The organism is Thermomicrobiales bacterium (assembly GCA_023954495.1).
In the GTDB taxonomy this organism is placed as follows: domain Bacteria; phylum Chloroflexota; class Chloroflexia; order Thermomicrobiales; family CFX8; genus JAMLIA01.
Genome location: JAMLIA010000001.1, coordinates 1 through 25,528 on the forward strand (window position 1 = coordinate 1; position 25,528 = coordinate 25,528).

22 protein-coding genes and 1 tRNA gene are annotated in these 25,528 nt (G+C 61.7%); 12 read left to right on the forward strand and 11 right to left on the reverse strand.

Translation table 11 applies throughout. From position 1 onward, the window contains the following. Positions 1-1,153 (reverse strand): Asp-tRNA(Asn)/Glu-tRNA(Gln) amidotransferase subunit GatB (gene gatB, locus M9890_00005; protein MCO5175357.1); only part of this gene is annotated, 1,153 nt, incomplete at its 3' end. 220 nt (positions 1,154-1,373) lie between these two features. Here gatB and M9890_00010 point away from each other — a divergent pair. The 5 genes from M9890_00010 (at position 1,374) to M9890_00030 (ending at position 7,185) form a co-directional block, all read left to right on the forward strand. Further along, positions 1,374-1,787, forward strand: coding sequence for a hypothetical protein (locus M9890_00010; GenBank protein ID MCO5175358.1), 414 nt, complete (start codon positions 1,374-1,376; stop codon positions 1,785-1,787). 60 nt (positions 1,788-1,847) lie between these two features. Then, positions 1,848-2,444, forward strand: a complete 597-nt coding sequence (locus tag M9890_00015; protein MCO5175359.1) for an ABC transporter substrate-binding protein — start codon at positions 1,848-1,850, stop codon at positions 2,442-2,444. Between the two features lie 347 nt (positions 2,445-2,791). Then, on the forward strand, positions 2,792-5,170 hold the full coding sequence (locus M9890_00020) for a molybdopterin-dependent oxidoreductase (protein MCO5175360.1): 2,379 nt from the start codon (positions 2,792-2,794) through the stop codon (positions 5,168-5,170). Positions 5,171-5,424: 254 nt separating this feature from the next. After that, positions 5,425-5,661 carry a hypothetical protein gene (locus tag M9890_00025; GenBank protein ID MCO5175361.1) on the forward strand — a complete coding sequence of 79 codons (237 nt, stop codon included), beginning with the start codon at positions 5,425-5,427 and terminating at the stop codon, positions 5,659-5,661. A 96-nt stretch (positions 5,662-5,757) separates the two neighbouring features. Beyond that, positions 5,758-7,185, forward strand: a complete 1,428-nt coding sequence (locus M9890_00030; GenBank protein ID MCO5175362.1) for an aldehyde dehydrogenase family protein — start codon at positions 5,758-5,760, stop codon at positions 7,183-7,185. On the opposite strand, the gene M9890_00035 is transcribed toward M9890_00030, so the two are convergent. Both M9890_00035 and M9890_00040 read right to left on the reverse strand, forming a co-directional pair. Then, positions 7,169-8,053 carry a deoxyribonuclease IV gene (locus M9890_00035; protein ID MCO5175363.1) on the reverse strand — a complete coding sequence of 295 codons (885 nt, stop codon included), beginning with the start codon at positions 8,051-8,053 and terminating at the stop codon, positions 7,169-7,171. The two genes, M9890_00030 and M9890_00035, sit on opposite strands and share 17 nt — an antisense overlap. 5 nt (positions 8,054-8,058) lie before the next feature. Next, positions 8,059-8,352, reverse strand: a complete 294-nt coding sequence (locus M9890_00040; protein MCO5175364.1) for a hypothetical protein — start codon at positions 8,350-8,352, stop codon at positions 8,059-8,061. A 159-nt stretch (positions 8,353-8,511) separates the two neighbouring features. Between M9890_00040 and rfbD the strand changes: the two genes are divergently transcribed. Genes rfbD through M9890_00055 form a run of 3 tightly spaced genes read left to right on the forward strand, consistent with a single transcriptional unit; the run spans position 8,512 to position 11,169 of the window. Continuing rightward, positions 8,512-9,348, forward strand: coding sequence for a dTDP-4-dehydrorhamnose reductase (gene rfbD, locus M9890_00045; protein MCO5175365.1), 837 nt, complete (start codon positions 8,512-8,514; stop codon positions 9,346-9,348). Further along, complete coding sequence (locus M9890_00050) at positions 9,312-10,370, forward strand: glycosyltransferase family 2 protein (protein MCO5175366.1); 1,059 nt, start codon at positions 9,312-9,314, stop codon at positions 10,368-10,370. The genes rfbD and M9890_00050 overlap by 37 nt, the downstream gene beginning before the upstream one ends. A 16-nt stretch (positions 10,371-10,386) precedes the next feature. Then, positions 10,387-11,169, forward strand: coding sequence for a glycosyltransferase family 2 protein (locus M9890_00055; GenBank protein ID MCO5175367.1), 783 nt, complete (start codon positions 10,387-10,389; stop codon positions 11,167-11,169). A gap of 47 nt (positions 11,170-11,216) precedes the next feature. Here the strand turns inward: M9890_00055 and M9890_00060 are convergent, their stop codons facing one another. Genes M9890_00060 through M9890_00075 form a run of 4 tightly spaced genes read right to left on the reverse strand, consistent with a single transcriptional unit; the run spans position 11,217 to position 16,887 of the window. After that, a complete protein-coding gene (locus M9890_00060; protein ID MCO5175368.1) occupies positions 11,217-11,897 on the reverse strand; it encodes an AroM family protein in 681 nt (226 codons plus the stop codon). Between the two features lie 55 nt (positions 11,898-11,952). After that, entirely contained in the window at positions 11,953-13,692 is a 1,740-nt protein-coding gene (gene mutL / locus M9890_00065; GenBank protein MCO5175369.1) for a DNA mismatch repair endonuclease MutL, read from the reverse strand. After that, on the reverse strand, positions 13,692-14,213 hold the full coding sequence (locus M9890_00070; GenBank protein ID MCO5175370.1) for a DNA-3-methyladenine glycosylase: 522 nt from the start codon (positions 14,211-14,213) through the stop codon (positions 13,692-13,694). Before M9890_00070 ends, mutL begins: the two co-directional genes overlap by 1 nt. 1 nt (position 14,214) lies before the next feature. Then, the gene (locus tag M9890_00075; protein ID MCO5175371.1) at positions 14,215-16,887 is read right to left on the reverse strand and encodes a valine--tRNA ligase; all 2,673 of its coding nucleotides are present in this window, start codon (positions 16,885-16,887) and stop codon (positions 14,215-14,217) included. Between the two features lie 462 nt (positions 16,888-17,349). Here M9890_00075 and uvrA point away from each other — a divergent pair, with 462 nt between their 5' ends. The 4 genes from uvrA (at position 17,350) to M9890_00095 (ending at position 22,648) form a co-directional block, all read left to right on the forward strand. Next, the gene (gene uvrA, locus M9890_00080) at positions 17,350-20,229 is read left to right on the forward strand and encodes an excinuclease ABC subunit UvrA (GenBank protein ID MCO5175372.1); all 2,880 of its coding nucleotides are present in this window, start codon (positions 17,350-17,352) and stop codon (positions 20,227-20,229) included. Positions 20,230-20,392: 163 nt separating this feature from the next. Then, on the forward strand, positions 20,393-20,980 hold the full coding sequence (locus M9890_00085; protein MCO5175373.1) for an HNH endonuclease: 588 nt from the start codon (positions 20,393-20,395) through the stop codon (positions 20,978-20,980). A 245-nt stretch (positions 20,981-21,225) separates the two neighbouring features. Then, positions 21,226-22,491, forward strand: a complete 1,266-nt coding sequence (serS, locus tag M9890_00090; protein MCO5175374.1) for a serine--tRNA ligase — start codon at positions 21,226-21,228, stop codon at positions 22,489-22,491. Between the two features lie 73 nt (positions 22,492-22,564). Beyond that, positions 22,565-22,648 (forward strand) — tRNA-Ser (locus M9890_00095). Positions 22,649-22,727: 79 nt separating this feature from the next. Here the strand turns inward: M9890_00095 and M9890_00100 are convergent. From M9890_00100 to M9890_00115, 4 genes are read right to left on the reverse strand one after another with little or no spacing between them, the layout of a single operon-like run. Beyond that, on the reverse strand, positions 22,728-22,970 hold the full coding sequence (locus M9890_00100) for a DUF2249 domain-containing protein (protein ID MCO5175375.1): 243 nt from the start codon (positions 22,968-22,970) through the stop codon (positions 22,728-22,730). Next, complete coding sequence (locus M9890_00105) at positions 22,951-24,330, reverse strand: cbb3-type cytochrome c oxidase subunit I (GenBank protein MCO5175376.1); 1,380 nt, start codon at positions 24,328-24,330, stop codon at positions 22,951-22,953. Before M9890_00105 ends, M9890_00100 begins: the two co-directional genes overlap by 20 nt. Then, positions 24,327-25,211, reverse strand: a complete 885-nt coding sequence (locus tag M9890_00110) for a DUF2249 domain-containing protein (protein ID MCO5175377.1) — start codon at positions 25,209-25,211, stop codon at positions 24,327-24,329. The genes M9890_00105 and M9890_00110 overlap by 4 nt, the downstream gene beginning before the upstream one ends. After that, positions 25,211-25,525: a metal-sulfur cluster assembly factor gene (locus M9890_00115; protein ID MCO5175378.1), complete on the reverse strand. Its 315-nt coding sequence runs from the start codon at positions 25,523-25,525 to the stop codon at positions 25,211-25,213. The genes M9890_00110 and M9890_00115 overlap by 1 nt, the downstream gene beginning before the upstream one ends. Positions 25,526-25,528 lie beyond the last annotated feature (3 nt).

A 25,528-nucleotide genomic window follows, 5' to 3' on the forward strand; every position in this document is an offset into this window, starting at 1 on the left:
ACTTGCCGGATCGCACCAGGGAAACCAGCTCCTGGATCTGGTCCGGGGCAAGCGGGAGCTCGTCAACCGCCATCGAGCGCGAGCGAGCAAGCCCCATGATGTCGTTGACGATCCAGTTCGCCGTCGCCTGGTAGGCCTCCGGCTCATCGACATTCGCGACCGCCGCCTCGAACACGTCGGCAATTGGCCGCTCGTTGGTCAGGATGGCGGCGTCGGCACCGTTCAGGGCAAAGTCGCTGACAAAGCGCTGGTATCGCGCCGCCGGCAGCTCCGGCAACGACGCGCGCACGCGCTCGCGCATCGGATCGTCGACCGTCAGTGGCGGCAAGTCCGGCTCCGGGAAATACCGGTAGTCGTGCGCCTGCTCCTTCGTGCGCTGCGATAGGGTGACCCCGCGGGCCTCGTTCCAGCCTCGGGTCTCCTGGGCAAGCGTCTCACCGGCCGCCACGGCCTCTCGCTGTCGCACTTCTTCGAACCGCAGCGCCCGCTCCACCGCGCGGAACGAGTTCATGTTCTTGATCTCGACCTTGGCACCAACAACACTGCCGTCGGTCGTGCGCTGCGAGATGTTTGCATCACAGCGGAACTGGCCCTCTTCCATGTTGGCGTTTGAGGCACCGATGTAGCGCAGAATCCGCCGCAGCTCGATCAGCAGTTCCCGAGCCTCTTGCGGCGAGCGAAGGTCCGGCTCGGACACGATCTCCATCAGCGGGACGCCGGAGCGATTGACATCGACCAGGCTGTATCCGCTACCGTGCGACAGGCGGGCAGTGTCCTCTTCGAGATGCACACGCGTGATGCCGACGCGGCGTGTTTCGCCGTCGACCTCAATGTCCACCTGACCGCCCAGCGCCATCGGCAGGTCATATTGGGAGACCTGGTAGCCCTTCATCAGGTCAGGGTAGATGTAGTTCTTGCGATCGAACTTGTTGAACTGCGGGATCTCCGCGCCAAGGGCGAGACCGGTCATGATGGTCTTGCGCACTGCTTCACGGTTGATGACCGGCAGGACACCGGGCATACCGAGGCAAATCGGGCAGACGTGCGTATTGGGCGGCGCGCTCGGGTAGTCCGACGAGCAGCCGCAGAACATCTTGCTGTTCGTCGCAACCTGGACGTGAACTTCCAGGCCAATGATCGTTTCGAACTCCACGCGTCCTCCCGCACAAGACCGCAATTCCGCAGCAATTTTGCCGCACGAGTATAGCACGGAGCCGTCCCCTTCCCGGCCGCCTGGCCACTCGAAAACTCGGTTTGACATCAATCGCTGCGACGCATTACGATAATCCCGACTTAATCCATCGGGATTTGCTGGAAGGAACGATCCTGAGGTTCAGGATCGCTGTCGGAATGGAGAATGGATGGGACCGGGGATGCTGAATATTGCAGCGCAGCCGATGACCAGACCGAGCGACTGGACCAGCGAAGAGTGGGATGCGCTCGTCGCAGCCCTCACCCGTCGGCGGTTCCTGTCAACGAGTGCGGCGTTCGCGCTTGCGGCGATGCTGGCAGCTTGCGGCGGCGACGATGCAGCGCCAACGACGACGCCGGAACCGAACTGGCAGTACACCGACGACCTTGGCGTGACCGTGAACCTGCCCCGTCGACCGGAGCGGGTTGTCTGCTCCGTCAACATGGCATCGTCGCTGTGGGATCTCGGCATTCGACCAATCGCCATCTTCGGTTCATTCACGAGGACTGACGGCACCAACGAACCCATGCTCGGGTCAGTCGACGTGAGCAGTCTCGAGCTGCTCACCGAAGGCTGGGGCGAGTTGGATCTCTAAAAGCTGGCAACGCTCAAACCGGACATCATCATCACGCACACCTTTGGCAGCGATCCGATTCTGGCTATGGCAGCGCCGGAAACTGTCACCGAAATCTGCCCAGTTACAACGGTCAGCTTCGTCGAGCGTACGGCGCTGGAGCTCATGGATCGCATCGAGGAGCTTGCCGGTACTTTGGGGGCGGACCTCACATCTGATCTCGTGAAATCCGCCCACGCAGACTTCGACAAGGCTTCCGACGATCTCAAGGCCGCCATCGTCGAGAAGCCTGACCTGAGCACGATGTTTGTCGTTGGCTACGTCGGTGACAACCTGTACGTTGGCAACTCCCGGACATTCACCCAACTCAATTACTACAAATCGCTTGGACTCAACATCGTGCCGCAGGATATCCCGCTTGACAGCAACTGGGAGACACTGAGTTGGGAGCAGGTCAACAAGTACCCTGTCGACCTCGTCTTTCAGGATCACCGTGGTGAACCTGACAATGCGCCGGGCCAGCTCATGTCGATCGCGACCTGGGCATCGCATCCCGCAGTCAAGGCCGGGCAAGTCGGCAATTGGGACACAGACTTCGTCGCAAGTCGCCGAGCGTTCGTCGCGTACCTCGAATACATGACCCAGACGATCAACGGCGCACGAGACGACATCGTCTAGGCGCGGCACACGACCATGTACCGGCACTCTCGTCTCGCGTGCTGAAGTCGAACTGACGAGGTCCGTGAACACGAAGCCGGGCAGTTCCTCACACTCGGGGCGATGAAGAGCATCTGCCCCGAGTAATTCCGTGCCCATTTTGTGAGGCATTCGGCGTGTCGTGCTAGAATCGACGCGGATAGAGCGCACGGTCGATTTGTGCGCCGTCGTGCGTGTTCCGTCGTCTTCATCCTGCATCGTCCACATTCCATCGACGGACATTGCCGAACCGATTCAACCGAACGACGGTGTCATTCCACCGCCGCCGGCCGGAGCAACCGGAGCATGAGGAGACGGGGCAGCCAGAGATGGTGGTGAATACCGAAACGAAGCTCGTCACGTGCACGATCGACGGGCAAGAGGTGACCGTTCCCGCAGGCACCTATATTCTTCAGGCGGCAGAGGCTGCCGGTATTGAATTGCCTAACCTCTGTTATCAGCCGCTTCTGCGACCGTGGGGATCGTGCCGCTTGTGCACGGTCGAAATCCTCGGTGCGCGCGGCGGCCTGATTGAGTCGTGCGCGACGCCGGTACGCGACGGGATGGAAGTTTCGACGCATTCACCGGCTGTCATCGAGGCGCGCCAGTTCATCCTGCGAATGTACCTGATTGACCACGCTCTGGACTGCCCGACGTGCGACAAGTCCGGCGAGTGCTACCTGCAGGACAACACCTACCTGCACAACGTCAACAGCAGCCCATACCTGCGACCGAAGATCGCTCAGCCGTACCGTCACCTTCGGGAGACGATCGACTACAAGTGGGATCGCTGCATCATCTGCGCGCGCTGCACGCGCGTCTGCGATGAGATGATCGGCGTCACGGCGATCACGATCGCCGGGCGAGGTCTCGAAGCCGAGGTCACTACATCCTATGGCGCGGACCTGCGCGAAACTGCCTGCACGAACTGCGGCATGTGCATCGCGGTCTGCCCGGTCGGCGCGCTGACCGATCGCCACTTCGGCCACCACCCGTGGGAGTTGGACGCCGTCGAGACGGTCTGCGGTTTTTGCGACGTTGGTTGCACCCTGAATGTTGAGCACAACCGTGGGCTGGTTCGCCGCGTTACCCATCTGTGGGATCGTGGCGTCAACGAAGGCTACACCTGCGAAAAGGGCAAGTGGGGCCACGAGGTTGTACAGGACCCGATGCGGCTGCGCTACCCGATGATCCGCGAAGTCGATGGCTTCATCGAAGTCGAGATGGATGAGGCGCTGGAGACAGCCGCCGACAAGTTGAAGCACTTCCAGGGACCATCGTTCGCTGCGCTCGTCTCACCTGACAACACCAACGAAGAGAACTACGTCCTGCAGCAGTTCAGCCGTGCCGTCATGGGCTCGAACAACATTGATCGCCTGATGACTCGCAGCCAGGCAGACGTTGAAAAGGCGTTGCTGGAATCGTTCGGTGTCGGCGCGTCACCGGCAGGCATGCAGGAGATGCGCACCGATTCGCACATGGCACTCGTCGTTGGCCCGGACATCGGCGTCACCGAGCCGATCGCGTCGTACTGGCTCTTCTGGGCGCTCCGCTATCGTGAATTGAAGATGGTTGTCGTTCGACCAGAGCACTCCTATATGTGTGATCGGTCGGATCACTGGATCCCGACGCCGGCCGGCACCGAAGCCGATGTGCTCAACGCCATGGCCAAGATCATCATCAGCGAAGGGCTAGCGTCCCCGTCTGCAGATGTTGATGCACTGCGAAGCGCGGTTGATTCGGTTGACGTCGGCAAGGTTGCCGAAGCGGCCGGCGTGACTGTCGACTTCCTGCGTACCTGCGCCGAGCTGTACGCGACAGGCGGAGTTGGCAAGAAGGACGGTGTCACCGAGTACCCGCCAAGCACCATCTGGCACACCGCGGCGAGCCGCACCAGCGGAGACGCCGGCGCGATCGCAACGGCTGCTCACAACCTGTCCGTCCTGACCGGCAACGTTGGCCGGCCCGGCGGCGGCGTGCTGGCCGGTCGAGGTAACGCCAACATGCAGGGTAGCTACGATGTCGGCTGCCATCCGGCTCTGCTTCCGGGCGGAGCGCTGGTAAGCGACACGACATCCCGCGCCGCCGTCGCCGAGATGTGGCGCGATCGCTGGGCTGCGACGGTCGCCAGCGACAACGGCTTCGGCCCGATCGTTGATCTGCCGACCGAGCCGGGCGTTGGCATCGCCGATCTTGTCGACGCAATCGAGTCTGGCAACGTCCGCGCAATGTACATCACGGCGCAGTCGCACAAGTGGAGCAAGTCGGTTGATCCAGCCCTGCTCGCGGCGCTGGACAAGCTGGAACTGCTGATCGTTGAAGACTGCTTCGAGAGCGAGTTGACGCGCCGCGCCGACATCGTGCTGCCAGCCGCGATGTTCCTGGAGAAGGACGGTTCGTTCACCAGTCTCGATCGAACCGTGCAGCGGCTCCGATTCGCGGTGTCCGCCCCGGGCGAGTCGCATCCGTCGACGTACTACGCTGCCGAAATCGCGCAGCGTCTCGGCTATACGTTCGGCTACCTCAACTCCGCTTCAATTCTTGACGAGATCTCCATGACCGTTCCGGAGTACGCGGGCATCTCATATCCGCGCCTGGAGCGCAACGGCATGCAGTGGCCCGTCTCCGGATTCGGCACTGCCGGTACGGTTCGGCTTGCAGTTGGCCACGGGCTGGTGGCTGATGAGATTCGGATCGTCGCCGACTAGGCAGAGCCAACTCGGGCAGAAAGGTGTCCTGACACGATGTTTGATGAGTTCAAGGGCTTTGCCGTCACGTTGAAGCGACTTGGCCGTAAGCCCCTCACATTTGAGTACCCGGACGAGAAGCGACCGATGCCGCCGCGTTTCCGCGGGCTGCCGTCGCTGCGGGCCGATCCGGATACCGGCGAGGCGCTGTGCGTCGCCTGCGGGCTGTGTGCGCGCATCTGCCCGACTGCATGGTACGTCTGGAGATGCACGTCGTGCCGTCCGAAGAAGGCGACCGCGAGCTTGGGAGTTTATCCTGCGTTCGGGACGTTGCCTGTTCTGGCGGCTTCTGCGCCCAGGTCTGCCCGGTCGACGCAATCACGAGCGGCGCATTCGAGCGCTCGGTCATGGACCGCGACGGCCTGATCTACACCAAGACCGAACTTGCCGCCTTTGGTGCGCAGAATGAAACGTGGTGGGGCGCAGACACGCCCACGTTCTCGCAGAACTAGCGCGGTGGTACACAGAGTCAAGCAGTAGGGGCGCGTGGGATTTACCGACGCGCCCCTGTTCGCATGTAGACTGACCTTTGGAGAGAGGAGATCGCCGTGCCAAAGACGTATCAGTTCTATTGCGCAGGGGAGTGGAGGTCGAGCGACCAGCCACTTGAGGTGCGCAACCCGTGGAATGACGAGGTCGTCGGCGTCACATCATTCGCCACCGATAAGGACCTCGAAGACGCAATTGTCGCTGCCGAAGAAGCCTTCGAAACCATGAAGGTCATGCCGGCCTACGAACGAGCCGCTGCGCTTGATCGCCTCGCGGACCGCCTCGAGGAGCGCGGCGAAGAGATTGCCGAGCTCATTGCTCGCGAAGCAGCCAAGCCGCTGCGCGACGCGCGCACCGAAGTCATGCGCGGCGTTTTCACCTTACGTATTGCGTCCGAAGAGGCGAAGCGCATCGGTGGCGAGATGATCCCGCTCGATCTGCTGCCAAGCTCCAAGGGCCGCTTCGGTGTTACCCGCAAGGTGCCCGTTGGCCCCATCGCTGCGATCTCGCCGTTCAACTTCCCGCTGAACCTGGCGCTGCACAAGATCGCACCGGCAATTGCGTCGGGCAACACTGTCGTGCTCAAGCCGCCCACAGTCGACCCGCTCACGATGCTGGTCTTCGCCGAGATGATCGACGAGCTCGACCTGCCAAAGGGCGCAGTGTCAATCATGCCGATGGACCGCAAGACCGGCGACCGGCTGGTAACCGACGATCGCTTCAAGGTGCTTTCGTTCACCGGCTCGCCGGATGTTGGCTGGGAGATGAAGTCGCGCGCCGGCAAGAAGAAGGTCGTTCTTGAGCTGGGCGGCAATGCTGGCGTCATTATCGACGCGGGTGCCGACATAGAGCTGGCGGCCAAGCGCGTGCGCGCCGGAGCGTTCGCTTACGCAGGTCAGGTCTGCATCTCCGTCCAGCGCGTCTATGTGCATCGTGAGATTTACGATCAGTTCTGCGCGAAGCTGGTCGAAGAAGTCCGGTCGATCAAGAACGGCGATCCACTCGATCCCGAGACCGAAGTCGGACCGATGATTAACGCCAAAGCCGCCGAGCGGATTGATTCGTGGGTCAAGACAGCCACGAATGAAGGTGCCCTGCTACTTACCGGTGGCAAGGTGAATGGCCGGTTCTACGAGCCGACCATCATCGTCAACGCTGCCAAGGATTCGTTCGTCTGCTCGCGCGAAGCATTTGCGCCGATCGTCACCGTCTTCCCGGTCGATAGCTTCGACACTGCCCTGAAAGCCGCCAATGATTCCGTCTTCGGGCTGCAGGCGGGTGTGTTCACGAATAACGTCGAGAACGCATTCAAGGCGTTCGATCAGCTCGACGTCGGCGGTGTGATTCTGAATGACATTCCGGTGTACCGCATCGACCACATGCCGTACGGCGGCGTGAAGGATTCGGGCCTCAGTCGCGAAGGCGTGCGTTACGCCATCGAGGACATGACCGAGACCCGCCTGCTCGTCGTTAATCGTCTGTCGTAAGCGCGTCCTCCGGGAACGGCGCTCCGATCATGCTACGCAACAGGGCGATGGCTTCGCGATCTTCCGCGAGGTCATTGCCCTTCTCCGTTTCAAGGAGACCGGGCACACCTTCGAGCCGAGCATCGTTCATCAGGTGCCAGAAGCCGCAAACGCCGATCGTGCCCTGACCAATCAGATGATGGCGATCCTTCTTCGAGCCGTGTGGCTGCTTGGCGTCGTTGAGGTGAATCGCCTTGATCTGGTCAATGCCGATCAATGAATCGAACTGCGACATCGTCTCGGCGTAGGCTTCCTGCGAGCGGATGTCGTAGCCAGCGACGAAGATGTGGCAAGTGTCGAAGCAGATCGCTACGCGGCTCCTGTCGTGAATACCGGCGAGCATCGCCCGCAACTCTTCGAACGTTGAGCCCAGGTTCGATCCCTGTCCAGCGGTCGTCTCCAGAAGCGTGATGGCCTTGATGTCCGGCGCTTCCTCGTGCACGCGATTCATTGCTTCGATGATGCGCGCGATGCCGGCCTCTGTCCCGCTGCCCGTGTGCGAGCCTGGGTGCGTCACCAGGTATGGGACGCCGAGGAGATCGCAGCGCTCCAGCTCATCACGAAACGCGGCGATTGACTTCTCCCAGAGCTCGTCCTTCGGCGATGCCAGGTTGATCAGGTACGAGTCGTGCGCGACGACAGGTCCGATCTGATATTCCTCCAAAGCCGCCTTGAACCGCGTTGCCGCATCCGGATCAATCGGCTTCGCCTTCCACTGGTTCTGGTTCTTGGTGAAGATCTGCAACGCGTCGGACTCTACGGAATGCGCGCGTTCAACCGCCTTGTCGTATCCACCGGCAATCGACATGTGAGCACCAAGTCGGAGCATGCACCCTATCCTGTCTGTTCTGACTGCTCGGCGAGCGCCGCCAGTCCCTTTTTGTCAAAGCCAACAACAAGTCTCTGGTTGTCGAGAATGAGCGGACGCCGGATCAACGTGGGCTCAACAATCATCTCTGCCAATAATTCATCGGCCGTCATGGCGTCAATCTCGTCCTTGTGCGATTGGTAGACGCGCGATCGACGAGAAAGGATGTCAGACGGGGAGACATTGGCGCTTTTCAGAATGGCGCGCAATTCGTCGATGGTGAGGCGATTGCGGAAAAAGTCGCGGCGATCGTATTCAATGTCAGCGTTGGCGAGGAACTCCTCAGCCTTTTTGCAGCTCGTTCAGGTTGGGTGAACGAAGGCTCGAACAGTCATCGCTCCTCCATTTGCTATGTACGTACACATCATCCGGCATTGTATCATCCAGAGTCGGGCTTCCTGTTGAAGCATGGAGGGCGAATGGCGCGGGCGACAGTTGCAATAACCGGAAGCACTGGCCAACTCGGCGAATCGATGCTGCGGCTCTGGGAGAGCCGCTGGGACGTCACCCCCTTGGGCGGGCAATCGCTCGACCTGACATCGTGGAGCGCAGTGCGCGATGCAATCGCACACGTTCAGCCCGACATCGTTATCCACGCCGCTGCAGCGACTGACGTCGATAGATGTGAGCGAGAACCAGACTGGGCCTTTCGAATCAATGCGCTCGGCACCCGCAACGTCGCGCAGGCGACAGCTGCAGTCGGTGCCAGGCTTGTCGCCATCTCCACCAACTACGTCTTCGACGGCATGAGCCCATCGCCTTACCACGAGTTCGATGCCACCAACCCAATCAGCGTCTACGGCGCGTCCAAGCACGCCGGTGACCGCGAAGCTCTGGCAGTGTCAAATTCCATCATCGTCCGGACCGCTTGGCTCTATGGCCGGACCGGCCGAAACTTCGTCGCGACGATGCGACGACTCATGAGCGAGCGCGATTCGCTGACGGTCGTCAACGACCAGTTCGGCAATCCGACATTCACCGATGATCTGGCCACTGCGGTTGAAGCGCTGATGGTTGACGCGCCGTCCGGCGTCTATCACGCCGTCAATAACGGCATTGCGTCATGGTTCGATTGGGCGACCGAAATCGCGGCGCTGACAGCAACTACAACCGACGTGCAGCCTATCCCCGGTTCGGAGTATCCCCGCGCCGCGACACCGCCCACGAACGGCGCGATGACGTCGCTCGCGTTACCGATCCTTGGTATCGAGCTACCAGATTGGCGGGACGCATTGCGACGGTGCATCAGCACATGACGCGTGTCGATCTCATCATCCCAACCTACAACGGCTCCGATCTCCTGCGAGCGTGCCTGCGGAGCCTGGCAACGTCCGCGTTCACCGACTATCAGCTCTGGGTGGTCGATGACGGGTCGACAGAGGACATCCGCGCTGTCGTTTCAGCATGCGCTCCATCAGCCCAAGTCATCCGCTTCGAGCAGAATGTTGGACTCGCGCGCGGACTGAACGTCGCGATGAGCCGAGGTAACGCCGAGTACGTCGTGCTGCTAAATAACGACACGGACGTTGAAGACACCTGGTTGGCGGCCCTTGTTGCCTGTGCCGACGCGAACCCGTCCGCCGGAAGTGTTGCCTCAAAGATGCGCCTGATGAGCGATCGCGCACGCCTGCATTCTGCAGGTGATTACTACTCGGTACGCGGCATGCCGGGCAACCGTGGCGTATGGATGCTCGACACCGGGCAGTACGACGCGATGCGCACAACATTCAGCGCCTGCGGTGGAGCTGCGCTGTACCGTCGAGCTGCCCTCAATGATGTCGCACTCAGCGACGGCGAGATCTTTGACGAGCGTTTGTTCATGTACTGCGAGGATGTTGACCTCGGCTGGCGACTCTGGCGGGCCGACTGGGAATGCGTCTTCTGCCCCGAGGCGGTCGTCTATCACGCTCTGTCAGCGACCGGCGGCGGCATCTTGGCGAGCTACTACGTCTCGCGAAACGTCTGGCTGGTGATCGCTCGCTCGATTCCGGCTGGCGTCCTGCCGGATTGGCGACGGGTGGCTGCCTATCATTTCGGGCGATTCCTGCGCGATCTACACCACGCTCGAGAACCGGCAGCACGCGCGTCGCTTCGAGGAACGGTAGCCGGACTCTGGCAGGCTGCGCGCGCCTGGAGCGACCGCCCCAGAGTACCGGTCCGTGAACAGGAGCGCTTGCGCAGCCTGTTGACCGATCATCGATTGCGACCGGGCCTGCCGGACGCTGCTACACTTCACGAATCACTGACGAGTGACGATTCGGCGACAAGATCTGGTTGATCGGCTTCTGCCAAGAGTGAACAACGAGCAGCCCGACCTCACCATCGTAATTCCGGCCTACAACGAAGAATCTCGCCTGCCGGCAACCCTCGCTGCGATCGACAGCTATCTTCAGGCTACCCAAACGACGGCCCAGCTCATCGTCGCCGACGACGGCAGCACCGATCGCACCGCTCAGGTTGCTCGCGAGTTCCAGCCAGTCGCGTCGACCATCACTGTCCTGCAGCTCCCCCACCGCGGCAAAGCGTACGCAGTAAGGGACGGCATCCTGCAGGCTAAAACTGATTATGTCCTGTTCACTGATGCTGATCTGTCAACACCGATGGAGTTTGCGCCGCAGTTGCTGGCTGAGCTTGAGCAGGGCGCGAGCATCGCGATCGGTTCCCGCGAAGGCATTGGCGCGCGGCGCGTTGGTGAACCGGCCTATCGGCACCTGATGGGGCGCGTGTTCAACGCCGTTGTGCAGCTCCTCGCCGTCCCCGGTATCGACGACACACAGTGCGGCTTCAAAGCCTTCCAGCGTGACGCCGCGCAGGAGATCTTCGCGCTCACGCGCCTGCACGATCCGGGTGAAATCAGAGGGCCGCGCGTCAGCGGCTTTGACGTGGAGGTCCTGTTCATCGCTCGCCGACTTGGATACCGGATCGCGACGGTACCGGTGTATTGGGAGCACGTTCGAGGCAGCAAGGTTCGGCCCGTTCAGGACGCAGCCCTGATGTTCATCGATGTCGTCCGCGTGCGTATCAATGCATTACGCGGCCTCTACGATAAGGCGCTCGACAAGACAGTGACAGACTAAGCCAGCTCGCCGGCCGCGGCCAGAGCGGATGCGGTAGTCCACTGTCGTCAGCGCGCGCCGACAGGCTGCTGCGCAGTTGCCGTCATCTCGCCGAGAATCGCTCCGACAACGCCATTGGCGAGGAACACAGGTCCGTCGAATTCCGCGCGTGCCTGTGCGAGCATCACTCGATCGAAGCCCATGCAATCGAGGACAATCGCATCAGCGCCGCTCGTCCGCAGTGTCGCCACAACTTCATCGACGCTGCCACCCGCATACGGCGACACCGAGCCAGTCAGCACGCGGCGATCAGGGGATGTCCATTTCTCGATCATCGTGGCGTGCTGGCCGGGATGCGGCATGACGACGCCGAGCGTGCCGCGCGGAAGCGTCGCGTCAACGACGCCGAACAGGAGTCGATCGGGAAACACAAGCAGGACAGGCGCAGTGAGCTCCGGAAACGCGCCGGTGCAGAGCACGCAGACGACCGTCGCGCCGTGCGCGACAACACGATCTGCGGCGGACTGGACGCGTGCCAGCAGGCGCTCCTTCGCCACGACAACCTCACGACCGTCAGTAAGTCTCGTCACCAGCACGTGGTCGCTACCAGACGGAGCAAGCGCCGCAATCTCATCATCGTTCAGGCCATCCAGTGCTCCCGCTTCGACGAAGTCGACTCCGCCGGAACCGAACATGGACGCCGTTACATCATTCCGCGGTGATTGCCCGATCGTGACAAGGCCAAGCATGCATTCCCTCCTCATTGCAGATTCCACGACCGCATACATACCCTGCGGTGCGCACCTAGCGCCGCGAGAACTGCTTCGCGAGCTCGTCGGCGGTCATGCGAATCATCGTTGGTCGGCCATGGCCGCAGGCCAGCGGCGACGAGCACTGCTCAAGCTGCACAACCAGCTCGCGCATCTCCAACAACGAGAGCGCCTGGTTGGCGCGAATCGAAGCGTGGCAAGCGGCGCTGATCGCCAGCGACTCTAGCCGCGACTCGCCACGTCCGCCACCCGCGATTTCGTCAAGGATCGTCTCCAGCATCCGACCCGGGTTGCGGACCTTCAGCGTCGCCGGCACGCCGCGCATCAGGATCGTCGTTCCGCCGAACTCGTCGAGATCGAAGCCCAGCCCCAGCAAATCCTCGCGGCTGGCCACGTACATCTCCCATAAGCGCGGGGAAAGCTCCAGTGTGACCGGCTCCAGCAGCATCTGAGTATCAGGCGACCGCGCGACGAAATCAGTCATCAGCTTCTCGAACATGATGCGCTCGTGGGCTGCATGCTGATCGACCATGTACATGCCGTCCGGGCCCTCAGCGATGATGAACGACGACGCCACCTGCCCGAGAACCCGTAACACCGGCAGTCTGTGGCCTCCAGCGACGACCGGCTCGACAGAAGGCGAGTCAACAGATGGACTCTGTGAAGCAACCGGATGCTGGTATTGCTGGCTGCGCTCCGGATTTGCCAACGCGAACCGACGCTGGACGTTCCAATCACTGAGTGGTGAAGCGATGACGGTCGGAATCGTCGGGAGTGGTGCATGCGCCACAATCGCCTCGCGGACGGCACGCTGGACGAGCGCGAACACCAAGCGCTCCTCGGCGAAGCGGACTTCTGCCTTTGTCGGATGCACGTTGACATCGATCTTGTCCGGTGGAACGGTCATGCAAATACAACCGACCGGATGCCGACCGACCATTAGCAGCGTTTGGTACGCCTGCTCGAACGCCGCGCCAATCTGGCGACTGTTGATATAGCGCCCCTGCGCGAACAGGTGCTGCGTCTGCCGGGTCGCTCTGTCGACGTGGGGCAGCGAGACAACGCCCGAAACCGCATAGCCTTCGTGCGAATCATCGGGCGTACGCAGCTCAACCAGCGCACCGGCGATCTCGTCGCCCCAGACGCCGACAGCCGCCGAGATGCGGTCCCCGCGCCCGTCTGTCTGGATCGTCGACCGGCCGTCGACCTCCAGGGTGAATGCGACGTGCGGATAGGCCAGCGCGTACGAACCGACGACACGACTGACGTAGGCCGATTCTGTCTGTGGCTGGCGCAGGAACTTACGCCGCGCCGGAACGTTCTCGAACAGATAGCGCGCAGAGACTGCCGTGCCTCCGGCCCAGGCGATTCGCTCAACCGGCTGCCCGTTGCCAAACCGCACGCGCCGCGTCCAGCCGGCATAGTCGGTCGCGTTGAGCGTGCGAATCGTCAGATCGCTCACCGCCGCCAGCGATGCCAACGCTTCGCCGCGGAACCCGAGTGTGGTCAGCGACATCAGGTCTTCAATCGCGGTGATCTTCGATGTCGCATGGCGTTCGACGGCTAGAATCAGATCCTCGTCGGACATGCCCAGGCCGTTGTCGCGCACGTCGATGAGCTCGACACCACCACCGGCGATTGACACAACGATTGACGTAGCACCGGCGTCTAGCGCGTTTTCGATGAGCTCTTTGACCGCAGCGGCTGGACGCTCGATGACCTCACCGGCGGCGATCCGCCCGATCATGTCTTCCGGCAGGCGTTTGATGCTCATCAGATTGCTCCTGCCATTACCTGACCGACAAAGCGCCACGGGACATCAACACCGCGAGTAATCCCGATTCTGGGCGTTTGTACAATGCGGCACGGCAGTCGATCAACACTGACCGAAAATCGCGCGTCCGGCACCTGTCGACCGTGGTCGGCCAGCGAGATACCCAGCGCCCGACTGGTACGACCCGGTCCGTTGATCGATCTGGGTGTACCCACGATCTGCACGCTGCGCAGCAACACTGCCGATGCTTCACCAACCGGACCAGTTACGATGTTGAAGCACGGATAGACACCGTAGGCAGCGTAGACATAGATGTGCCCGGCCTCAGCCGCCATGAGCGCTGCACGGCCGCCCGGACGAAAGGCTGCGTGCGACGCAGAATCATCCGGACCTCCGTACGCCTCGGTCTCCAGGATGATCGCACAGGTCGTCCCGCCGACCGACAGTCGTCGTCCGATCAGCTCGCGTGCCACCGTCACGACATCGGCCGCAAACCAGGACGCGGCGAGCCAACCTGCCATATCAGCCGAGCTCCGCGAGACTCCTGCGCAGCAGCGCCAGCCGCTCGACCGCGCGCTCGCGGCGTTCGCGCTGGGCGGCAACAACCTTCTCCGGCGCTTTCTCGACGAACTGGGCGTTGCCAAGCATGGCATCAACGCGTGCAATCTCCGCCTCAGCCTCAGCGATCTCCTTCTCCAGGCGTCCCTGCTCAGCCACCAGATCGACCATGCCGGCGAGCGGCAAGTAGATCGTCGCACCGCTCACCACGATCGCCGCACTCTTGCCCGGTGCCTCCGGCTCGCCATCGTGGATCTCGTACGCCTCTGGATCGATCCGGCCAAAGAACTGCAACTCGGCAGCAAGCGCTTCGAACGCAGCCCGATGGCTGCCCGGGTAGATCACCGCCTTAATACGTCGTCCGTGGTCAACCCCGTGCTCGCTGCGAGCGTTGCGGATTTCGCGCGCAGCTTCGCGCAAGAGCTCGAAGGCCGCCTCGCCGTCAGCGTAGGTAGCTCCGGCGCTCGGCCAGTTCGCGACGATCAGTGCATCGCCGGGATGCGGCAGCTGCTGCCAGAGCTCCTCGGTCACGAACGGCATGAACGGATGCAGGAGCGTCAGCGTCTGCTCCAGCACGTAAGCAAGTGTTTGCGGCACGACCGGATCCGGCGGCGTCGCATACAGCCGCACCTTCACGGCCTCGATGTACCAGTCGCAGAACTCCGACCAGATGAATTCGTACAGAGACCGGCCGGCCTCGTGCAGCTGGTACTCGTCGATCTGACGTGTCACCTCGCGCGTCGTTGCCGCCAACCGGCTGAGGATCCACTCGTCAGGGATCGAAAGATCGCCGTCGGCCGGACGCAGCGGCGCGCCGGATTCGTCGCGCTTGATCTCCGCGCCCTCGATCGCGCGCAAGGCGAAGCGCGTCGCGTTGAACAGCTTGTTGGCGAAGTTGCGCATCGATTCAACACGCTCGATCGACAGCTTCAGGTCACTGCCAGGCCCGGATGCAGTCAGCAACGCAAACCGCAGCGCATCGGTGCCGTACTCGGCGGTGATCGTCGTCGGATCGAGAACGTTACCCTTGGTCTTGCTCATGCGCTGGCCGTGCTGATCGCGCACGGTGCCGTGCAGGTACACATCCCGGAACGGCGGCTCACCCATGAGCTCGATCCCAAAGAAGATCATGCGGGCAACCCAGTGGAAGATGATGTCGTAGCCCGTCTCCATCAGGTGGCCGGGGTAGTACATCTCCAGATCCGGTGTCTGTTCCGGCCAGCCCAGCGTCGAGAACGGCCACAGACCCGAGGAGAACCAGGTGTCAAGAACGTCCGGATCCTGGCGGATATTGGTCGACGCGCAGGCAGGGCACTCCGTCAGCAATTCCAGGTCGGTGGCAGTCACCTCGCCGCAGTCGTCGCAATACCAGATTGAATGCGGTGGCCCCACCACAGCTGTCGTGAGATACACCAGTCGTGGATGCTCCATCCAGTTGAGATAGACACTCGCGAACCGCGCCGGATAGAACTTCACCTCGCCGGACTTCACAACATCAATCGCCGGACGGGCAAGCGGCTCCATCTGAACGAACCACTGCTTCGAAATTAGCGGCTCAACCACGGTGCCGCAGCGGTCGCAATGCCCGACTGAATGCGTGTGTGGCTCGACTCGCTCGAGCGCACCATCACGATCCAGGCGCTTGACAACCGCCTCGCGCGCTTCGGCGATCGTCAGGCCCTCAAACTCCCCTGCCTCGGCATTCATCGTGCCATCGAGATTCATGACCGTGATCTTCGGCAGATCGTGTCGCTGGCCGATCTCGAAGTCGTTGGGATCGTGCGCCGGTGTGACTTTGACCGCGCCGCTGCCGAACTCGCGATCCACGGAAGCGTCAGCAACGATCGGAATGCGCCGACCCAGAATCGGCAGGCTCAGTTCCTGGCCGATCAAGTCGCTATATCGCGCGTCATCCGGATGAACCGCGACGGCTGTATCGCCGAGCATCGTCTCAGGCCGGGTCGTCGCGACCTCAATCACGCCCTCGCCGCTGGCAAGCGGATAGCGCAGGTGCCAGAGAAACGATTGCTCTTCCTCGTGGATCACCTCAAGGTCGGACAGCGCGGTCATGCAGCGCGGGCACCAGGAGATCAGGCGCTCACCGCGATAGATCAGCCCCTTGTCGTACAGATGCTTGAACGCGACGCGCACAGCACGAGCCGGTCCGGGATCCATCGTGAACACGTAGCGCGACCAGTCGCACGACGCGCCGAGCGATTGCAGCTGGCCTTTGATGCGTTCCTGATACGATTCCATCCAGTCCCAGACGCGCGAGATGAACTCTTCGCGACCCAGGTCATGGCGAGTCAGATTCTCCTTAGCCAGCTCCTTCTCGACCACCCATTGCCCTGCGATACCGGCGTGGTCGGCACCCGGCAGCCACAACGCCGCGAAGCCGCGCATGCGGTGGTAGCGCGTCATCAGATCCTCGACCGAGGAGAACAGCGCGTGGCCCATGTGGAGCTCGCCGGTGACGTTCGGCGGCGGCATCACCACGACGTACGGCCCCTGACCACGATCGATCGGCTTGAAGTAGCCGCGCGAATGCCAGAACTCGTACCAGCGTGCTTCGCTCGACGACGGATCGTACGCCTTGGCAAGGCCGCCGGCCTCGTTCATTTGCTCGTCTGTCGTCATCCGCGCTCTCCTCCTCGGACCGATAGCCCCGACCCAGCATCTACCAGCATTGCAAAGACGAAAAACCCGTCCTGCCAAGGACGGGTCGACCTGCGGCATCACAACGTTTCGCCTGTCCGCTCCGCGCAAATTCGCGTCGGCGGACTCGTTGGCGACGACCGGTGAATGAACGACGCGGAAGCCTTTACGGTCGACCAGATGACCTCAAGTGCGGACGCGACTGTGGTCATACAAACCGCTCGCCAGCGCCCCGAACAACCGGCCATTTTCCCCGACAGTGAGCCTGAACCGGCGGCACTTTCGCTCCTTCTAATGATAGCAGTCCCGTCCATCTGAAATTGCGCCACGAGGACAGGTGCAGCCAGTACGGACGGTGTTACAATTCGATATTGCGAATGAATGTTCTACGCTTGAAGCGACCCGCTCACTGCCAATCGATCCCAACAAACAACCGGAGACCACATGCCGACTGACAAAATCGTTGTACGAGGCGCACGCGAACACAACCTGAAGAACATTGATGTTGAAATACCGCGTGACAAATTCGTCGTCCTCACCGGATTGTCCGGTTCCGGCAAGTCATCACTCGCCTTTGACACTATCTATGCCGAAGGGCAGCGGCGCTACGTAGAGTCGCTCTCCGCATACGCCCGCCAATTCCTGGGGCAGATGGAGAAGCCGGACGTCGACCTGATCGACGGACTCTCTCCGGCCATCTCAATCGACCAGAAGGGCTCCAGCCGCAACCCGCGCTCGACCGTTGGGACCGTCACTGAAATCTATGACCACCTCCGTCTGCTCTACGCACGCATTGGACACCCACATTGCCCGAAGTGTGGTCGCGAGATTTCGCAGCAGTCGGTCCAGCAGATGGCCGAGTCGATTCTGGCGCTCGAAGAGGGCTCGCGGCTACTGATTCTCGGGCCGGTGATTCGCGACCGTAAGGGCGAACATCAGGGCGTCCTGGAGCAGATCCGCAAGGGTGGCTTTGTTCGCGTTCGCGTCGATGGCGAAACACGCGACCTCGAAGACACCATCAAGTTGGCGAAGACCAAGAAGCACACCATCGAGGTCGTCGTCGACCGACTGGTGGTGCAGCATGAATCTGACGAAGACCTCCATGCCCTCCGCATCCGGCTGATCGATTCGCTGGAGACTGCGCTGAGACTCGGCGAGGGCAACGTGACTGTCCAGGTAGTCGACGGGCCGGAGCTGCCGTTCTCCGAACAGTTTGCTTGCCCAGTGTGCGGCATATCGATTGGCGAGATTGAGCCGCGATCTTTCTCGTTCAACAGCCCACACGGTGCGTGCCCGACCTGCACCGGACTCGGCATTGCCATGGAGTTTGATGAATCGCTCATCGTCCCCGATCCGGATCTCAGCATCGCTAATGGTGCGATTGCACCGTGGTCGCGGCCCGGTCGTGACGCCAACGCCTGGTACGAAGCGATGCTGCAGACGCTGGCAGAAGCCAAAGACATCCCGCTGGACGTCCCGTTTCGGAAGTTGAGCGACGAACAGCGGAACATTGTCCTGCAGGGAACTGGCCGCCCAACTCTCACCGTGCGGTACACGGCACGGAGTGGACGGCGGCGACAATACACCGTCAAGTACGAAGGGGTCATCCCCTACCTGGAACGGCGATTGCGCCAGACCTCGTCGGATTTCATCCGCCAGGAGATGTCGCAATATATGGCCTCGCGTCCGTGCCCGACATGTAAGGGCGCGAGACTTCGACCCGAGATCATCGCTGTCACGATCGACGACCACTCGATTGTCGACATCGCCGGCATGTCGGTGCAGGATGCGCTGAATTTTGCTGAGCGCTTACAGTCCGGAGTGTTGTCAGATCGCGAGCTTCTCATCGCCCGCCAGGTTCTGAAGGAAATCCGCGAGCGACTCGGTTTCCTCGTTGATGTCGGCCTCGACTACCTGACACTCAACCGCGGAGCCGCGAGCCTCTCGGGTGGTGAGGCGCAACGCATCCGTCTGGCAACCCAGATCGGCAGCCGCCTGATGGGCGTCATGTACGTGCTGGATGAGCCGTCGATCGGCCTGCACCATCGCGACAACGCGCGGCTGATCGGCACGCTGGAGCACCTGCGTGACATCGGCAATACATTACTCATCGTTGAGCACGATGAAGAGACGATGCGCTCGGCGGACTGGATCATTGACATTGGACCGGGCGCCGGTGAGCACGGCGGCCACATCGTTGCGGCTGGTACCTACCCCGAGATCGTCGCCAACCCGGACTCGATCACCGGAGACTACCTCAGCGGCCGGCGTAGCATTCCGATGCCTGAGGAGCGGCGGATTGGCAACGGCCTTCAGCTCGTCCTGCGCGGAGCACGCGAGAATAACCTGAAGGATGTCACGGCAGAGTTCCCGCTTGGGACGTTCATCTGCGTTACCGGCGTGTCCGGCTCCGGCAAGAGCACGCTCATCACCGACACGCTCTACCGGCGCATCGCACAGGTGCTGTATCGCGCCCACGAGCGACCGGGAGCGTTTGACCGGCTGGACGGTATCGAGCACATCGACAAAGTGATCGATATCGATCAGAGCCCGATCGGACGCACGCCGCGCTCGAACCCTGCGACCTACACCGGCGTCTTCACCCACATCCGCGAGCTGTTCGCTGCGATGCCGGAAGCGAAGACGCGCGGGTATAAGGCGGGACGCTTCTCATTCAACGTCAAGGGCGGACGCTGCGAAGCGTGCTCCGGCGACGGCATAGTCAAGATCGAGATGCAGTTCCTGCCGGACGTGTACGTGCCGTGTGAGGTCTGCCACGGCAAGCGCTACAATCGCGAGGCGCTTGAGATTGAATACAAGGACAAGAACATCGCCGATGTCCTCGACATGACAGTCGAAGAATCACTGGAGTTTTTCGCGAACATCCCGAAGATCCGCAACAAGATGCAGACGCTCTACGATGTCGGCCTCGGTTACGTCCATCTCGGCCAACCTGCCACGCAGTTGTCTGGCGGCGAGGCACAGCGCGTCAAGTTGGCGTCCGAGCTATCGCGCCGCGCAACCGGCAAGACGCTCTACATCCTTGATGAGCCGACGACTGGATTGCACTTCGCAGACATTGAACGTCTGCTCGGCGTCCTCCAGCGGCTGACTGACGCTGGGAACACCGTCCTGGTCATCGAGCACAATCTTGATGTCATCAAGTCCGCCGACTGGATCATCGATCTCGGCCCGGAAGGCGGGCATCGCGGTGGCCAGATCATCGCGCAGGGGACTCCGGAAGAGGTCGCCGCCATCGCGTCGTCGTATACAGGGCAGGCGCTCCAGTCGATCCTGTCTGCACCGGCGATGGCTGCCGACTAGCAGACTCTGACCGCGTTGGTCAGAGTGTTCGTACGCTCTGTCCGCGTTCATCGTTCGGTACTTGCGTCATGCCGCCGGTGATTGCTATCATCGGTCAGTGCGAGCCAGTATCCAGTGTCTGTATGCACGCTCAGTGCGAGAGCGGCCTGGAAGCATAACGCCGATGTCGCAACGATCGGAACCACACCAACCCGCTGCCATTCGCAGGATGGTCCTGGTACTCAACCAGAACTATGAGCCACTGAATGTCTGCAATATGCGCCGCGCCATCGGCCTCGTCCTCCACGACAAGGCCGAGATTCTGGACGTCTATCAGTCATCGATTGCAACGTCGTCCCGGACGTTCGAAGCGCCCTGCGTCATACGCCTCAGCCATCTGATCCGGCGACCGCATCCGCGCGTGAAGCTCACGCGGCGTGAGATCTTCATTCGCGACAACTACACATGTCAGTACTGCGGCGTTCATACCGGCGATCTGACGATCGACCACATCGTTCCACGGTCGCGCGGCGGCGAGCATTCCTGGGAGAATCTCGTGTCGGCCTGTCGATCCTGCAACCATCGCAAGGGTGGGAAGCTGCTGATCGACTCGAAGATGCGGCTGCGTCGTGAGCCGTTCGAGCCGAAGGCCGGTCGGTACTACACGATTCAGCGGAGAATCAATTCCTCGGTGTCAGACGCGTGGCTGCGATTCATCCCCGGATTTGAGCAGATGCCGCGCGCGTATTCCCACAGTAGCGCCAGCGACTGAGCAGCAGCCTGTCAACTGAAGGCCGCTGCTCACGACGTCCTACCTGGTAGGGCGTCTTTCGTTGTTCAATCGCGATGAACGATCGGCAGGTATGTCAGAATGTATGGTCGAGTAAGTGAAGCTCCGAACAGGCGATTCGACAGCCGTGCGCGGGGCTGGCCTGGCACACGCGGCGGAATCAGCTGCAGTCGTCCTCACCTTGCCGGCCTGATTGATGATCGAACGGACTGAGAAGGAGACCGACAATGCTGGACTTACGGCTGATCCGCGAAAAGCCCGAGTTTGTCAAAGAGCAGATCGCCAAGCTGCACACGACCGCGCCGATCGACGAGATCGTCGAGCTGGACGAGCGCCGACGAGCATTGCTGACCGAGGTTGAGACAATGCGCGCGACGCTCAACGAGGGCTCGCGCCAGACCGGCAAGGTCCCTGCCGGCGCAGAGCGCGACGCGCACATCGCAAAGATGCGGCAGCTCGGCGACGAGATCTCGACGCAGAACGAGACCGTCGCCGCGCTCGACAAGGAGCTCCTGCACCTGCAGCTTCTCGTTCCAAATCTCCCAGCGCCGGAAGCACCGGTCGGCGCAGACGAGAACGACAATATTGTGACGAGCACCTGGGGGACGCCGCGCACGTTCGATTTCCAGCCGCGCCCACACTGGGAGCTCGGCGAGCAGCTCGGAATCATCGACTTCGAGCGTGGCGTCAAAGTCTCGGGCTCACGCTTCAACTTCCTGCGTGGCGACGGTGCTCGACTCCAGCGCGCGATCATTTCCTGGATGCTCGATCTGCACCGCGAACAGGGCTACGACGAGGTCTATCCTCCGTATCTCGTGCGCCGCGAAGCCATGGTCGGCACCGGTAACCTGCCAAAGTTCGAGGACACACTGTTCCGCGACGAAGCGGAAGATCTCTGGATGATTCCAACTGCCGAGGTGCCGGTCACAAACATGTATCGAGATGAGATCCTCGACGGTGCGCAACTGCCGATTAACCACACGGCCTACTCGGCCTGCTTCCGGAACGAAAAGGCCAGCGCAGGTCGCGATGTTCGCGGCATCAAGCGCCTGTTCCAGTTCGACAAGGTCGAGATGGTCATGTTTGTCCGGCCCGAAGAATCAAGCGACGCCCACGCTCGGTTGGTCCGTGACGCCGCCGAGACGCTGGAGCGTCTGGAGTTGCCATACCGCAACCTGGAGATCTGCACCGGTGACCTGTCGTTCGTCGCCGCACGCAAGGTCGATCTGGAAGTCTGGGCACCGGGCGTCGATGAGTGGCTGGAAGTGTCGTCCTGCTCAAACTTCCGCGACTTTCAGGCGCGCCGATCGAACATCCGGTTCCGACCGGCAGAAGGCCAGCGACCGCAGTTCGTCCACACACTAAACGGCTCGGGCCTCGGCATGCCGCGAACGATGATCGCGGTCATGGAGAACTACCAGAACGAAGACGGGTCGATCACCATTCCGACGGTCCTCCGGCCATACATGGGCGGCCAGGAACGCATCGGTTAACCGGGCTGAAGTCCTGAAGCAGGCAGTGTAAAATCCAGGGAGCGTCCGTCACAATCGTGGCGGGCGCGACATTGGAGAGGTGGCCGAGTGGTTTAAGGCGGCTGTCTTGAAAACAGTTGAGTGATGAGCTCCGGGGGTTCGAATCCCTCCCTCTCCGCAGCAATAATGCAGACAAGCGCTCGGTTCGTATGAACCGAGCGCTTGTCATTGAGGGCTGAGTTCGCCCAGCCGGTTGTCTACTGCTTGGTCATCCGAACCTGCCAGACTTCCGGGCCTTCTTCGAGGTATTCCCAGGCGATTGCGCCCGGACGCTCGGCCATCAGCTGGTAATAGAGCGGCTTCGGATCGTGGTCGTTAACCAGCCGCATCGTCTCGCCGGCCGCCAGACCGTCAATCTTCTCGAAGATCATCGGATGCCGATCGCGCGGCACCATCCCGCGAACATCCACAACGACCGTCTCACTCGCTTGCGATGACATGGCCTACCCTTTCTCCACCTGCCGCGCGTCGACTCCGGCGCATGCGGCCGATAACACGATCGAGCGGTCCGGACTGCCAGTGACTGGCGATCCGAACGACGTTGCTCAGGAAGCAGCCGATCCCGCCAGCGGCGAGCAGTCCGCCCGCCGTTACAAGAAGATCGACACCCAAGAGAATCCCTGAAGCCGAGGTAATCAGCGCTGCGAGCCAGCAGATCCAGCCGATCCGCGCAACTCGCAGCTTGTAGAGCTCTTCCAGTCGCGGCACCTTCTGGCGGCCAGCAACTGGCGCGTAGCGATTGAGCCAGACGAGGAATGTCGCAATCTTGTAGAAGAAGCCCTGAATGGCGCTAATCATCATCCCGGCGATGCCCAGCCAGACTGCCACCACCCATAACTCGCCTGCTGGGCCGTCACCGCGGATGAAGCCAATGAACAACGCCAGTCCGGCAAGCACACCGCAGCTGGCGGCCGTCATTGCGAATGGAATGTGGACATCGATCTGCCGTCGACGACGCGCGTGATACATGTGGGCGAGCTGGACGAAGAATAGCGCCTGCCCGATCAACACGAGCGCCGATGCCATGATGAACACCGGTCGTGAATGAAATAGCAGGAAGCTCGTCGCCAGTGTCCAGCCGCCGACAAGCGTGAACCCAAGCTCGGCCCAGGCAACGCGATGCCAGAGGCGATCTTCGCTGAGCGTGAACATGCCGACCAGCCGATAGGCGACGCCGAACAGGAGCGGCGTGATCCAGCACAGGATCATCAGTGTCGCGTGGGCGGCCAGCAGCGACAGCGTCCGCCCCTCCAGAAAGCCGGTTGTCTTGTTCAGCGCCAACAGCAGACCCGCAGCAACGCCGAGCGGCAATCCAACGACCGCAGCAGCGATGTGCCAGCGGATGACGCCGCGCTCGGGCGCGGATGCCAGCGTCATCCAGACGATGGCTGCGTACAGGAGCAACGCGGCGAACAGGAGTGTTCCGCCGATTCCCAGGCCGATTTGCCAGGTTGCTACCAAAGATGGCAGGAACAGCAGAACGCCGACGAGATATACCCAGAATGAGAAGCGCGCGACGCGCGGCGCAGCAAGCGGCTCCTGCAACACCACCGGCACGAGCTGATAGCTCGCACCAACGACCAGCGGCGCGACGATGCCGAGCGTGTGGAGATGCACAAACGCCAGCAGCTTCGGCGCGTAAAACGACTCCAGCAGGAGCGGATACGCCACAACGCCGATAATCCCCGTGACCAGCAGCCCGAACATCGCGAGTGCCATGAAGCGCGCTGGAATGTCCAGATCAGGGGCGTGGGCGGAACTGATGCCCCCACTCGGTCGAGGGATCGCAGCTGGCTTCACGGCGCAGCCTCAGCGAACGGTGGCTTCTGGATCAGCACTTCAATCTGATCCGGTGCCAGCTCACGTGTGTCGTGGCGGTAGCCCATCGTATCGAGTTGCGGATAGAGATGCATCGGGCGCCGGACGTGGTGGACGAGCAATGACGAGCCATCCGGCAACGACTCCAGTGCTTCCATGATCTTGATCAACGGCTCTGGCGGAACCAGCTCGCTCACGTCGATCGTGACGCTGGCGTCAGCACTCCCCCAATCCGATTCGGAAACTGGTGGCGCAGGTTGCTTCCGCTCACCGGCAGTCTTCGGCGCGAGCTTCTTGCCCGAGTGGAAGAACCAGATGCGCCATTCGTCCGGCGCGTTGAACTCTGTCCAATGCTCAAAGCCGCGCATGCCCAACACGTCGTACAGCGGAACCGGCTCGAAGCTGTTCAGCAGCAGGAACGCCTGCCCCTCCGGTATCTGCCGCGACACTTCCATGATGGCGCTGAACGGCTCCTCGCCTCGCTCCTGGAATGGACGCGCGTCTAGCTCCTGCGCGACTGTTACGTCGTCGAGCCACGTCGGTTGATCGGAAGCGACAGGAGTGTCGTCCTCAGAATCCGGGTCGTCGTCGGTTGCTACATCGAGACCGGCGGCAGCATTCAGCCGCGAAATGAGCGCCCTTGGTTCAATTCCCGCAATCCCGGCCGCCTGCTCAACAGTGATGAGCCGCGATTGCACCTTGCGTAGCGCTGGATTACGCAGCTTCTCAAAGGCCGGAGTAGTCTCAACCAGAGTGTCGAGCAGATCAGGATAGATCTTCAGGACATCGCTGATCCTCCACTGCCCAGTTACTGGCTGCCCGACTTCGAGGTCAGACTCCTTCTTCCTGGATATGAGCCGCATTACCACCACCCCAACTCCTGCTTACCCTCATCGGAGATTCGGTCCGGCGTCCATGGCGGATACCAGACCAGGTTCACTTCGACACCGTCGACACCCGGCACGCGCGATCGGACTGCCGAGTCAACCGCGTCGGTCAGCACATCGTGGAGCGGGCAGCCGGGCGTCGTCAGTGTCATCGTGACGCGGACATCGTTGTTGCTGATCTCGACTCCATAGACGAGTCCCAGGTCGACGACGTTCACGCCGAGCTCGGGGTCGTAGACCTCCTTGAGAATCGCGAGGATCATGTCCTCGTTCATGAGTGCCGATAGCATGAC